This window comes from Pseudomonas sp. IAC-BECa141 (assembly GCF_020544405.1).
GTDB lineage: Bacteria > Pseudomonadota > Gammaproteobacteria > Pseudomonadales > Pseudomonadaceae > Aquipseudomonas.
Genome location: NZ_CP065410.1, coordinates 714,983 through 728,868, shown reverse-complemented (window position 1 = coordinate 728,868; position 13,886 = coordinate 714,983). Strand labels below are relative to the sequence as shown.

At 61.7% G+C, this 13,886-nt stretch carries 8 protein-coding genes; 7 read left to right on the top strand and 1 reads right to left on the bottom strand.

All coding sequences use genetic code 11. The features are described 5' to 3' along the window. Positions 1–39 precede the first annotated feature (39 nt). Positions 40–3,990: a dermonecrotic toxin domain-containing protein gene (locus tag I5961_RS03200; RefSeq protein ID WP_227234322.1), complete on the bottom strand. Its 3,951-nt coding sequence runs from the start codon at positions 3,988–3,990 to the stop codon at positions 40–42. Positions 3,991–4,184: 194 nt separating this feature from the next. Between I5961_RS03200 and prmA the strand changes: the two genes are divergently transcribed. The 7 genes from prmA to I5961_RS03165 all read left to right on the top strand — a co-directional run bounded on the left by prmA (position 4,185) and on the right by I5961_RS03165 (position 13,875). Continuing rightward, positions 4,185–5,063 carry a 50S ribosomal protein L11 methyltransferase gene (prmA, locus tag I5961_RS03195; protein ID WP_085700983.1) on the top strand — a complete coding sequence of 293 codons (879 nt, stop codon included), beginning with the start codon at positions 4,185–4,187 and terminating at the stop codon, positions 5,061–5,063. Positions 5,064–5,093: 30 nt separating this feature from the next. Further along, complete coding sequence (locus tag I5961_RS03190; RefSeq protein WP_227234321.1) at positions 5,094–6,344, top strand: DUF3426 domain-containing protein; 1,251 nt, start codon at positions 5,094–5,096, stop codon at positions 6,342–6,344. Positions 6,345–6,529: 185 nt separating this feature from the next. Next, positions 6,530–7,540, top strand: a complete 1,011-nt coding sequence (gene dusB, locus I5961_RS03185) for a tRNA dihydrouridine synthase DusB (RefSeq protein ID WP_085700985.1) — start codon at positions 6,530–6,532, stop codon at positions 7,538–7,540. Then, positions 7,537–7,857, top strand: a complete 321-nt coding sequence (gene fis, locus I5961_RS03180) for a DNA-binding transcriptional regulator Fis (RefSeq protein WP_002555375.1) — start codon at positions 7,537–7,539, stop codon at positions 7,855–7,857. The genes dusB and fis overlap by 4 nt, the downstream gene beginning before the upstream one ends. 82 nt (positions 7,858–7,939) lie before the next feature. Continuing rightward, positions 7,940–9,547: a bifunctional phosphoribosylaminoimidazolecarboxamide formyltransferase/IMP cyclohydrolase gene (gene purH, locus I5961_RS03175; protein ID WP_085703452.1), complete on the top strand. Its 1,608-nt coding sequence runs from the start codon at positions 7,940–7,942 to the stop codon at positions 9,545–9,547. A 155-nt stretch (positions 9,548–9,702) separates the two neighbouring features. Continuing rightward, positions 9,703–10,995, top strand: a complete 1,293-nt coding sequence (purD, locus tag I5961_RS03170) for a phosphoribosylamine--glycine ligase (protein ID WP_085700987.1) — start codon at positions 9,703–9,705, stop codon at positions 10,993–10,995. 102 nt (positions 10,996–11,097) lie between these two features. After that, positions 11,098–13,875, top strand: coding sequence for a hybrid sensor histidine kinase/response regulator (locus I5961_RS03165; protein ID WP_227234319.1), 2,778 nt, complete (start codon positions 11,098–11,100; stop codon positions 13,873–13,875). Positions 13,876–13,886 lie beyond the last annotated feature (11 nt).

The window sequence follows — 13,886 nt, the reverse complement described above, 5'->3', positions numbered from 1 at the left end:
CCCTGTGGATCGGGTTTTTTTATACCTGCAACAAAGCCATCAGACCATTACCGTGGAGAACGCGTGCTGCTCGACCATTGTGTCAGACGCCCGCTGGCCAGCATCATCGACCACCACTCCTGCTGCGTTTTCATGTAACGGTCTGCGCTTGAACCGCCTCGTAAAGTTTCGGGCGCGTATCGAGAGGCCGTCCGTGGCATAGGTCGATCTGGCGATAAGCGGGTTGTACAGCCCGCCAATCTGACCAGAGGAATGCTTGAACACTCTCGAGACTCCATTGTTCAGATTCAGCACCACGCCATAGCTGTTGCCCAGGCACGACGAGTATGACCAGTAATCCCAGGTCGGCTGCAGGCCCTGTTCGCGCAACACGCGCCTGACCGGACCGCCGATGTCAGCGCCCGCCGACAGCCAGTCGCCCCCCACCAGCGTGGCGCGAATGTTCTGCGGTGTTCCCCCCAGACGCTCCAGCACCTGCGTGACACTTCGCTCGATCAACGGACGAATATTGTGATCAAAATGAATGACCGCCCCCGCTCTTGTCGTCGGGTTATACAGCGAGGCGATGACGTAACTCTGCGCATTCAGGGAAAACAGGTAGTTATCTTGCGATCCGGGATGGAAAGCCGCCACCACGGCCTCGCCCTGCAGCGCGCCGCGGTTCAGCACCGGCTCGACACCTCCAGGAAAAGCATCATTCAAATTGTTCACGCGCCCAAGGTCGCGCACGTTGCCACCTGCGAGTCCGACCCTGGCGCGTACCCACTTGCCGCCCGCAGCAAGACGTATCGGTTGCTGATAGATCGCGTTCGGGCGACGGGCATCGACCAGGCTCAGCCCACCGAAATGCGGATTTTCCCTGACCAGAAAATACTTGCCTTTGTTGCGAATGTAATAGGCCGGGTGCGGCTGTGCAGCGCTGGGCGGGCTGCGCCAGGTGCCGAAAAAGACGCCTTCTTCGCTCACCCTTTGCAAACCCTCGGGCTTCTTGCTGACGGCCTGCCTGGCATGGAAGCGTACTTCCCGGGTCGCCGGCAGCGCTTCCCTGCGCAGCGGAGCCACGGTATTCAGACGCTCTGACAACAACGAGACCGGCCTCATCGTGCTCTTCAGACTTCTGGCCGCGCTGCCCAGCCACTTGATCGCACTGCCAGCGCCGACCATAGCGAACAATGCTCCCCACGACGCCTCCAGCCAGTGGCCGAGAGCGCCATCGACGTCACCCTCCAGATGCGCAGCGACCGCCCGACCGGCGCTGACGGCAATGAACACTACATCAAGCAGCAAGGCAAACGGAGGGAACACCATGCAAAACGGTGCGGCTGCAAACATCAGCCCCTTGACCACTTGGCGTTCGATCATTTGCGCGCGGCTGGTGGTGATGTCCTGCACATCCGTAACCGCGCGCTCGATGTACGCATTGAACTCGCTGCGCGCGTCAATCAGGCGCTGCGCTTCGTACAGCGTATCGACCCGTTGTTTTTTTGCCGCAATCGCATACAGGGTGCGCGACACGATGCTGCGCGCGGCAACCGGCGTACGCGCCATCAAGTAGTCATGCAAAGCGCCTGCGATATCGCCGAACAGTGATTGATATGCACGCACCACAACGCCGTCGGGCGCGTCAGGCGTGTACAGCCACCAGGACGGCTCGGGGTCGAACGAGGTCAGAACATAAACCCCGAGCACGACGTGGTGGCGCACGGTGAACCTGAACACGCCGTCACTTTCGACCATGCTCGCGCCGGGAAAATGCGCACCCGGTGCTGGCACCTGGCTCAACAGAGAGACCTGACGGACCAGTGCCGAATACACCGCGTCGCTCAATCGCGCCTGACTTCTGGCCACGCGTAAATCACGGTCCATCTTTGACAGCAGTACGTTGCGATAGGCAAAGCGACGCGGTTCGTAGGCTGCATCACGCGGGTCGAGATATTTGCCACGGATCTCGCTGGCGTATTTTTCACCCAGCCCCGCCCGACGCAGAAACAGCGCCAGATCGGCGCTGCGCACCAGGCTCAGATCCTGGCCAACCGACGATCGCACGCCTTTTTTCGGATGTTCGATGCCGGAGTTGTCATCGTAGCCGTGAATGGCCAGGTCGAGCAGCGTTGACACCTGCTGCTTCCTGCGGTCGGCGACGCCAGGGTTGTAATCGATCAACACGGTGGCCGGATCGACCGGTTCCAGCACGTTCTTGCTGCGCATGTAGGGCGTGATCGCTGCGGCAACCGTGCGCTTGGCGAAATCAACAAAAACCTCGAAACCGCCGAGCAGCTCGTTGAAAACCTGCTGATGAACGATCAGTTCCTGATTCAGACTGCTGATGTGCCGGCGGGCCTCGAGCCCCAGCGTCGTGTACCAGCGCAGCGAGTTGTCCTGCTCGACCCGCTGCAGGTTGTTTGCCAGACCCATTTTTGCAGCGGCTTCGACGCATTCGGCAAACGACAGAGGCGCTCGTCGAAGGTCACTCTGCATGCCCCAGAGCGCGGGGCTGGCCGCCGCGGCCAAAAGATAATCCCGTGCAGCGTGATGTGCCGTCGGCGAAAGTTGCTGCAACAGATACTCACGACCGGATTCGCTCTGCGTCCAGCTCCACACTTCGCCGGTCAACGCCGCAATCGACGGCAACCGCACCCACTCCTGACCGTCCGGTTTGTTGGGCGCGTACAGCACCAGATGATTCACCACTTGCTCGGTTTCTGCCTGGTAGAACACCAGAAGATCGGCGCACTGCATGCCGTTGGGCAGTGTCAGTGCGGCCACTTGCAACGGTTTGTTGATAGCGTGTCCAGACCACACCTGCTCCAGACGCTCATGGTCGGAATCCGACAGATGAGCTGCGCAGCGCGCGACGAATGCGCTCTGCCGAAGCCGTGCGGCGAACCAATCGATGAGCGCCTTTAGTACTTCTGTGCGCTCATATTGCACGGCGAGAACTCGCAGGTAGTCTGCCGGGTAATCCTGCATCGCCAGCATATCGGCAACGAATGTCGGCTTCAGTGACTGATTGCGCAATGGCGCAGGACTGCTGATCTCCAGTACCGCTGCGAAGTCCTGCCCGATCGGCCCGCAGGCCAGCAGATCACTGAGGCTGCGATTGTGGGTCGGCTCACCGACCGCCGAGCGCCATTTGAGCCGCACGTCGATCCGGTCTGGTTCAACCGTCATGTCGAGCTTGAGCTGAATGTATTCGATGGCCTGCTGGCGGGCAAAGTCGCGCAACGAGCCGTAGCCCAGCAGCAGGTCATCGAGTGCTGCCTGGGCCAGTGAAGTCTGCTCCTGATAATCGCGCAACAGGGCGCGTTCCGGCTCCTTCAGCGCCTTCATCCATGACGGCAGTTGCGCGAAGGAATGCGCCTCGAGAATCTTTTTCTCTGCACCGGTTGCCAGGGCGGTCAACCGGTACCGACGCGTGCTCCGGGCCTGAACCCGGTCGATTTTGCTGCGCAATCGATCCAGTGTCAGGCCCGCCAGTCGATCACGGTGCAACAGCAACTCGATGTCCTTGATATAGCGCCGCAGCTTGCGTTTGACCAGACGATCAAACAGCGCTTCCTGCCCTTTTGTCGCCCAATGTTCTCGCAGGTATTTTTTGTACTGGTCGAGGAAATGCAGCGAAACGCTATCCACCGTCCGGATAACATGCTCATGACGGCTGGACGGCAAACCGGGGTCGGCGCCCCCCGGCCAGCGAAATGGCGCGTCCTGGAGCGCCAGGAACATGACTGGCCGGCCGTCGATAAGCTTCTGCAGAATGGCGTCAAGCAGGGCAACCACAAAACCCGGGGCGAAATGGCCGTCCGGGTAATGCCTGCGCAGTTCAGTCAATGCGAAATGCTCCAGTGCCTCGAGCAACGTCATCTGGCTGTTCAAGCGCTTGTCGATCATCACCTGCCAGCGCGTGATGCGCAGCAGGATCTCCTGCACCGACCCCGCAGACGCAGCGGCTACCGGTAGTTCTTCTACAATCCCTTGTTGATCCGCCATGTCGCCCAGCCTTTTGTTGCATAGAGATGAGCCCTGACTCTATTTGCCGACAACAGTGCTCAGGCCATACATAGGTATATCGCGGCCGCGAATGTGTAACAGCCAAGCGGTGTGTCCACTTTGCCGGCGACCTGGCGTAAACTGCGCGCTTTTGCAGCTTCGGGCTGCCCCACAGATTTTCAAAGGTGCCCGCCATGCCTTGGCTGCAAGTCCGTCTCGCCATCACCCCGGAACAAGCCGAAACCTACGAGGACGCATTCCTCGAAGTCGGCGCCGTGTCGGTGACCTTCATGGACGCCGAAGATCAGCCGATCTTCGAACCGGAACTCAACACCACGCCGCTGTGGTCGCACACCCACTTGCTGGCGCTGTTCGAAGGCGGTACCGAACCGGAACCGGTGCTGGCCCATCTGGAACTGCTGACCGGCAGCCCGCTGCCCGAGCATCACAGCGAAGTGATCGAAGACCAGGACTGGGAACGCAGCTGGATGGATGGTTTTCAGCCAATGCGTTTCGGTCAGCGCCTGTGGATCGTGCCGAGCTGGCACGCCGCACCGGAGCCGGACGCGGTCAACCTGCTGCTGGATCCGGGCCTGGCGTTCGGTACCGGTACTCACCCGACCACCGCTCTGTGCCTGGAATGGCTGGACGGCCAGGACCTGAAAGACTGCAACGTGCTGGATTTCGGCTGCGGCTCGGGGATTCTGGCGATTGCCGCCCTGCTGCTCGGCGCCAAAGAAGCCGTGGGCACCGACATCGACGTGCAGGCGCTGGAAGCGTCCCGCGACAACGCCGGGCGCAACAACATCGCTGACGAACTGTTTGCGCTGTACCTGCCGGAAGACCTGCCGCAGGTCAAAGCCGACGTACTGGTGGCCAACATTCTCGCCGGTCCGCTGGTTTCCCTGGCACCGCAACTGTCCGGCCTGGTCAAATCCGGCGGGCGCCTGGCACTGTCCGGGATCCTCGCCGAACAAGGTGACGAAGTCGCCGCTGCCTACGCGCAAGACTTCGATCTCGACCCGATCGCCAATCGTGATGGCTGGGTGCGCATCACCGGCCGTCGGCGCTAGAATGACCGCCTGCTCAATCCGGACCGCCGCATGACCGACAGCTTCGTCACCCAGTGCCCGCATTGCCAAACCAGTTTCCGCGTCAGCCATGCTCAGTTGAGCGTGGCCCGCGGGGTGGTTCGCTGCGGCTCCTGCCTGCAAGTGTTCAATGCCGCCAAGCAATTGCTGGAGCAACATGCAGGCAAGGAAGCGGTCACGCCGGTCACGCCGTTAATCAGCGAGCCGGCGCCTGTCGAGCCACCGGCCATCGTCGAAACGCCCGAACCGCGCGCCATCAGCCAGAAGCAATGGAGTGCCGCCGAGCTGGATCTGGACAGCCTGGATCTGGACGAAGAACTGGCTCGCCTTGAACAGCGGGAAATCCAGCCGACCACCGAGTTCGGCCGCCCGCGTGAAGACGCCCTGAGTGCCCGCCGCGACAGCCACGAACCGGAAGATACGACATGGCCGGACAGCCTGTTCAGCGAACCGGCGGATGAGCGCGCAGCAGACGTCGAAGAGGCACCCGAAGCCGTCGAGGCCGAGCCGATCAGACCGGAGCGCACCGAGCCTTCGCTGTCGCTGGAGCCGGTGGATCTCGATGACGAACCGCCGATTCCGCAACTGCGCCTGCACGACCCGATCGACCCGAATGCCCGCCGCGAGCGCCTGTCCGCCAGCGACGACATCGACGACGAACTGGCACTGATCGAACCTGCGCGCAAAAAACGCGAACGCGTCGAATCCAGTGTTCGCGCCGAAGCCTTGCAGGATCTGACCGACGACCCGCTGCAACTGGACTGGCAGAAACGCCGCTCGCCCTGGGGCCGTCGTCTGCTCTGGCTGCTGCTGATCGTGCTGGCCGCCGCCGGGCTGGGCGGACAGTACATCGCCTATCACTTCGATGAACTGGCCCGCCAGGATCAGTACCGGCCTTGGTTCCAGCAAATATGCCCGCAAATTGGCTGCACGGTGCCGTCCAAGGTGGACATCGCCAAGATCAAGAGCAGCAACCTGGTGGTGCGCAGCCACCCGGAATTCAGCGGTGCGCTGGTGGTGGACGCGATCATTTACAACCGCGCGCCGTTCTCGCAGCCGTTTCCGCTGCTGGAGTTGCGCTTCGCCGACCTCAACGGGCACCTGATCGCCAGTCGTCGCTTCAAACCCGGCGAATACCTCAACGGCGACCTCGAAGGCATGGCGGAAATGCCGCCGCAGACGCCGATCCACATCGCTCTGGACATCCTCGATCCAGGCCCCAAAGCGGTGAACTACAGCCTGAGTTTCCACTCACCCGAGTGAAACGCTTCACCGTTCCCGGATTGACGGCAGTTTTCTGACTGCGCCGCGCACGACCAAACCGGCGGTAATAACAGAATAACTGTTCAGATTTTGTTCAATTCAGCCTTTATCCAGTCATCGAGAGCGGGTATCATGCCAACCCTTTTTCGAACTCTCATGATCCGGCCCCACTTCAGGGAAGTCCTATGTCGGCGGTACGCATCGGCCCATATACATTGCAGAACGGCTTGATCCTCGCCCCGATGGCGGGTGTCACCGACCAGCCCTTTCGTCAGCTGTGCAAGCGTTTGGGCGCAGGGCTTGTAGTCTCGGAAATGGTCACCAGTGACATGAGCCTGTGGAACACCCGCAAGTCGCGCATGCGCATGATCCACGAAGGCGATCCCGAGCCACGCTCGGTGCAGATCGCCGGTGGCGATGCGCAGATGCTGGCGGATGCGGCCCGGGCCAACGTCGAGCTGGGCGCACAGATTATTGATATCAACATGGGTTGCCCGGCGAAGAAGGTCTGCAACAAGGCCGCCGGCTCCGCGCTGTTGAAGGATGAGGCACTGGTTACCGAAATCCTGCATGCCGTTGTGGCAGCAGTTGATGTACCGGTGACCCTGAAGATCCGCACCGGATGGGATCGCGACAACAAGAACGGCCTGACCGTGGCGAAGATCGCCGAGCAGGCCGGGATCACGGCACTGGCGGTGCATGGCCGCACCCGCGCCGACCTGTACACCGGTGAAGCCGAGTACGACACCATTGCCGCGATCAAGCAGGCGGTGTCGATTCCGGTCTTTGCCAACGGCGACATCGTATCGCCGGAAAAGGCCCGCTACGTGCTCGACGCGACCGGTGCCGATGGCCTGTTGATCGGCCGGGCTGCCCAAGGGCGGCCATGGATTTTTCGCGAGATCGAACACTTCCTGCGTACCGGCGAAAAACTGCCGGCGCCGGAGCTGATCGAGGTGGAACGCATTCTGCTTGAGCATCTGGCCGCCCTTCACGCCTTCTATGGGGACGTGATGGGTGTGCGAATTGCCCGCAAGCATGTGGGCTGGTATCTCGCAACCTTGCCGGGCGCCAGGGAATTTCGCGCCCACTTCAATCGTTTGGATGGTACGGAAACACAATGCGCCAACGTTCGGGAGTTCTTCGCCGAACGTTACAAGAGCCTGGCAGGGGACGGAGAAGGGGTGGCCGCATGACGATGATGACCGAGACTTTAGTGAGTGGAACAACACCCGTGAGCGACAACGTGAATTTGAAACAGCACCTCAATACCCCGAGCGAAGAAGGCCAGACCCTTCGCGGGAGTGTCGAGAAGGCGCTGCACAATTATTTCGCCCACCTTGAGGGCGCGTCCGTCACGGATGTGTACAACCTGGTGCTCTCCGAAGTCGAGGCTCCCCTGCTCGAAAGCGTGATGAACTACGTCAAGGGCAACCAGACCAAGGCCAGCGAGCTGCTCGGACTGAACCGCGGCACGCTGCGCAAGAAACTCAAGCAGTACGATCTGCTGTAAGCATTCAATCAAACCTGAAAGGCGCCCGCGTAAAACCGGTCGCCTTTTTTGCTGACTTCCCTTGCTTTTGATGGAAATTGAGATGACCGACCAGACTACCCGCCTGCCGATCCGCCGCGCCTTGATCAGTGTTTCCGACAAGACCGGGATCCTCGAATTCGCCAGGGAGCTGGAAGCCCTAGGCGTGGAAATCCTTTCCACCGGCGGGACCTTCAAACTGCTGCAGGACAACGGCGTGGCCGCAGTGGAAGTCGCGGATTACACCGGTTTCGCAGAGATGATGGACGGTCGGGTGAAAACCCTGCACCCGAAAATCCACGGCGGGATCCTCGGTCGTCGCGGTATCGACGACGCGATCATGAACGAGCACGGCATCAAGCCGATCGACCTGGTAGCCGTCAACCTGTACCCGTTCGAAGCCACCATCAGCAAGCCAGGCTGCGACCTGCCGACCGCCATCGAGAACATCGACATTGGCGGCCCGACCATGGTCCGTTCGGCGGCGAAAAACCATAAAGACGTGGCCATCGTGGTGAATGCCAGCGACTACGCCAACGTTCTGGAAAACCTCAAGGCCGGTGGCCTGACCTACGCTCAGCGTTTTGACCTGATGCTCAAGGCGTTCGAACACACCGCCGCCTACGACGGCATGATCGCCAACTACATGGGCACCGTGAACCAGGCTGCCGACACCCTGAGCACCGAAGACCGCAGCGAATTCCCGCGCACCTTCAACAGCCAGTTCATCAAGGCCCAGGAAATGCGCTACGGCGAGAACCCGCACCAGAGCGCGGCGTTCTACGTTGAGGCCAAGCCTGCCGAAGTCGGCATTGCCACCGCCACCCAACTGCAAGGCAAAGAACTGTCGTACAACAACGTGGCCGACACCGATGCCGCGCTGGAATGCGTGAAGAGCTTCGTCAAACCGGCCTGCGTAATCGTCAAGCACGCCAACCCGTGCGGCGTGGCCGTGAGCCCGGACGCCGAAGGCGGTATCCGTCAGGCCTACGAACTGGCTTACGCCACTGACACCGAATCGGCGTTCGGCGGCATCATCGCCTTCAACCGCGAACTGGATGCCGAGACCGCCAAGGCAATCGTCGAGCGTCAGTTCGTTGAAGTGATCATCGCCCCGAGCGTCAGCGAAGAAGCCCGCGCCATCGTCGCCGCCAAGGCCAACGTGCGTCTGCTGGCCTGCGGCCAGTGGTCGGCCGATCGCGTTCCGGCCTGGGACTACAAGCGCGTCAACGGCGGCCTGCTGGTACAGAGCCGCGACATCGGCATGATCGGCGCCGACGACCTGAAAGTGGTGACCAAGCGCGCCCCGACCGAGCAGGAAATCAACGACCTGATCTTCGCCTGGAAAGTGGCCAAGTTCGTCAAATCCAACGCCATCGTCTACGCCAAGAACCGTCAGACCATCGGGGTCGGCGCTGGCCAGATGAGCCGCGTGAACTCGGCGCGTATCGCTGCGATCAAGGCTGAGCACGCCGGTCTGCAAGTGGCCGGTTCGGTGATGGCATCCGATGCGTTCTTCCCGTTCCGCGACGGCCTGGACAATGCGGCCAAGGTCGGTATCACGGCGGTGATCCAGCCGGGTGGTTCGATGCGTGATGCTGAAGTGATTGCTGCTGCCGACGAAGCTGGCATCGCGATGGTATTCACCGGCATGCGCCACTTCCGTCACTAAGTACACGATCCACTGTGGGAGCGAGCTTGCTCGCGAAGACGGCGGCACATTCAATTCAGATGTGACTGAAAATCCGCTTTCGCGAGCAAGCTCGCTCCCACAGAAAAGCGCCCCAGCGGCGCTCAACAGAATTAGCGTCATCCGAGGTTTTTGAAATGAATGTTTTGATCATTGGCAGCGGTGGCCGCGAACACGCACTGGCCTGGAAAGTGGCTCAGGATCCGCGTGTGCAGAAAGTTTTCGTCGCGCCGGGCAACGCCGGCACCGCGATTGAAGCCAAGTGCGAAAACGTCGCGATCGACGTGCTGGCCCTTGAGCAGCTTGCTGACTTTGCCGAGAAAAACGTTTCCCTGACCATCGTCGGTCCGGAAGTGCCGCTGGTGGCCGGCGTCGTCGACCTGTTCCGCTCTCGTGGCCTGGACTGCTTCGGTCCGACCGCCGGTGCCGCGCAGCTGGAAGGCTCCAAAGCCTTCACCAAGGACTTCCTCGCGCGCCACAAAATCCCGACCGCCGACTACCAGAACTTCACCGAGATCGAGCCGGCCCTGGCTTATCTGCGTGAAAAAGGCGCACCGATCGTGATCAAGGCCGACGGCCTGGCCGCCGGTAAAGGCGTGATCGTTGCCATGACCCTGGCCGAAGCCGAAGACGCCGTGCGTGACATGCTCGCCGGCAACTCCTTTGGCGATGCCGGCTCGCGTGTCGTCATCGAAGAATTCCTCGACGGCGAAGAAGCCAGTTTCATCGTCATGGTCGACGGCAAGAACGTCCTGCCGATGGCCACCAGCCAGGACCACAAACGCGTCGGCGACGGCGACAGCGGCCCGAACACCGGCGGCATGGGTGCCTACTCCCCTGCTCCGGTGGTTACCGCCGACGTGCACCAGCGCGTGATGGACCAGGTGATCTGGCCAACCGTGCGCGGCATGGCCGATGAAGGCAACGTCTACACCGGTTTCCTGTACGCCGGTCTGATGATCGACAAGGCCGGCAATCCGAAGGTCATCGAGTTCAACTGCCGCTTCGGCGACCCGGAAACCCAACCGGTGATGCTGCGTCTGCAATCGAGCCTGGTGCTGCTGGTCGAAGCGGCACTGGCTCAGGCGCTGGACAAGGTTGAAGCGCAGTGGGATCCACGTCCGAGCGTCGGCATCGTGCTGGCCGCCGGCGGTTACCCGGGCGACTACGCCAAGGGCGCACCGATCAACGGTCTGGACGCAGCCGCCGCACTGGAAGGCAAGGTCTTCCACGCCGGTACCGCGCTCAAGGACGGAAACGTGGTGACGGCCGGTGGGCGGGTGCTGTGCGCCACCGCCATGGGCGCCAGCGTCGGTGCCGCCCAGGAGCAGGCCTACAAACTGGCCAAGGCCATCGACTGGGAAGGCTGCTTCTATCGCACCGACATTGGCTACCGCGCCATTGCCCGTGAACGCGGCGAATCCCGGTAATAAGCTACGCTGTGTTTCCGGCAGGGGCTCAACGCCCCTGCCGGACTGTTCCGACGCTGCGCATCGTTATATTCTGGCATCAACCTACGAAGGGATTTCGCCGTGCGCTGGCTCAGGATTGCCATAGGCTTCACTGTCACGCTGTTGACCATGCTCTGCATGCTGCCGGCCCAGGCCGCGCAAGGCAGTGGCTGGTCGGTATTGCTTGACGATCAGGGCAACCTCCAACTGAGCGATATCCGCTCCGCCCGCTACACCAATCAATTCAGTCCTATCGAGCTTGACCGCCTGACCGCGGCCGAACCCGATGGCGCCTTGTGGCTGCGCTTCAGACTGGCGCCCGGCAAGCACGAACAAGTGCTGCGGATTTTCGCCCCCGACCTGTCGCACCTCAATCTGTATGTTCTCGACGGCGACCGCCTGATCGAACAGCGCGACACCGGCACCACCCAGCCCCAGGTGGAGCGACCGCTGCCGAGCAGCGACTTCATGCTGCCGTTGCCGCAGAGCGACAAAACCCTCGACGTTTACCTGCGACTGGTTTCCGATCACCAGTTGCGCCCGTACATCACCCTGCAGTCGGCGGTGATGGCCGCGGCCAATCACAATCAGACGCTGATCTACGGCCTGCTCTTCGGCTGTCTGGCGATGCTGATCCTGCACAACCTGATCCGCTACGCCTATACCCGCTCGCGCAGCAGCCTTTGGCTCGCGGTGTGTGAGGGCCTGTTGAGCCTGAGCCTGTTGCTGTTGCTCAACCTCCTCGGTCCGTGGCTGCCGAACTGGCACGCAATCCAGACTCCCGGTGCCTACCTGGCCTTGCTGCTGACCGCACCTGCGGGCCTGATGTTCGCCTACCGTTTCTTCGCTCCGCTCGGCCCGCATCCGCTGAACAAGCTGCTGATCGGCGACATCCTGTTCATCGTGATCTGCAGCCTGCTGCTGTTGTTCGTCAACACCCTGCCGCTGAACATCATCACCTACGCGCTGGTGGCCCTGGCCGGGCTGAGCATGTTGCTGGTGGGTTTCTATCACTGGCAGAAAGGCTACCGCCCTGCCCGGTTGTTCGTTGCCGCGATGGTGGTGTTCAACATCGGCACGTTGATCATCCTTCCGGCCTTGCTGGGGCTGACCCTGGTGGCGCCGCAGGGCTTGATCATGGTCCTGACGGGGTTTATCTGTATCAGTGGCCTGTTGATGAGCATCGCTCTCGGCGAACGTCAGCGCAGCATCACCGAAAGCCGCTTCAGCATCAGCCGCGACCTCGCCGCGAGCAACGCCGAGATCAATGCCAAGGCCGAATTCCTGGCCAAGATCAGCCACGAAATCCGCACGCCGATGAATGGCGTACTGGGCATGACCGAGCTGCTGCTCGGCACGCCGCTGTCGGTCAAACAACGCGACTACGTGCAGACCATCCACAGCGCCGGCAACGAACTGCTGACCCTGATCAACGAGATCCTCGACATCTCGCGGCTCGAGTCCGGGCAGATCGAACTGGACGACGTGCAGTTCGACCTCAACGCGCTGATCGACGATTGCCTGAGCATCTACCGCGCCAAGGCCGAGCAACAGAACGTCGAACTGATCAGCTTCATCCAGCCGCAAGTGCCACGGGTCATCAGCGGCGATCCGACGCGTCTGCGCCAGACGTTGCTGAGCCTGCTGGAAAACGCCCTGAAGAAAACCGAAGAAGGCGAAGTGCTGGTGGTGGTCGCCCTCGACGAACGCAGCACCGGGCCACGTCTGCGCATTGCCGTTCAGGACAGCGGCCAGCCCATGGATCAGGAAGAGCGCGACGCACTGATGCATGCCGAGCTGCACAGCAAGCACTTCCTGTCGGCCAACCGCCTGGGCGGCAATCTTGGGCTGGTGATCGCCCGCCAATTGATCCGTTTGATGCAGGGCGAATTCGGCATCAAGAGCGGCGCCAACCAGGGCAGTACGCTGTGGCTGACCCTGCCGCTGGACCCTGATCGCCTGGAGCACCCGACCTCGGACCTCGACAGCCCGCTGCAAGGCGCGCGCGTGCTGGTGGTCGACGACAACGACACCTGCCGCAAGGTGCTGGTGCAGCAATGCAGCGCCTGGGGCCTGAACGTCAGCGCCGTGCCGTCGGGCAAGGAAGCATTGGCCTTGCTGCGCACCAAGGCGCATCTTCGTGATTACTTCGACGTGGTCCTGCTGGACCAGAACATGCCCGGCATGACCGGTATGCAACTGGCGGCCAAGATCAAGGAAGACCCGAGCCTGAACCACGACATCCTGCTGATCATGCTCACCGGCATCAGCAATGCGCCGAGCAAGATCATCGCACGCAACTCGGGGATCAAGCGCATCCTGGCCAAACCGGTGGCCGGCTACACCCTCAAGACCACGCTGGCCGACGAACTGAACCAGCGCAACCGTGGCCAAGTGGTGTTTCAGCCGCAGCCGGCCAGTCCCGCAGCGCCGGTCAAGGTGCCAAGCGATTTCCGCATTCTGGTGGCCGAAGACAACACGATTTCGACCAAGGTCATCCGCGGCATGCTCGGCAAACTCAACCTGCAGCCCGACACCGCCAGCAATGGCGAAGAGGCCTTGCAGGCGATGAAAGCCCAGCGCTACGACCTGGTATTGATGGACTGCGAAATGCCGATCCTCGACGGATTCTCCGCCACCCAGCAACTGCGGGCCTGGGAAGTCGGCAATCAGCGCACCCGTACGCCGATCGTCGCGCTGACCGCGCACATCCTCGCCGAACACAAGGAACGTGCGCGTCAGGCCGGGATGGACGGGCACATGGCCAAACCGGTGGAGCTGTCGCAACTGCGCGAGCTGATCGAGCACTGGGTGGCCCAGCGTGATCAACAGAACCGCGCAACAACTCAACCGTCGTAAGCCGACAGACC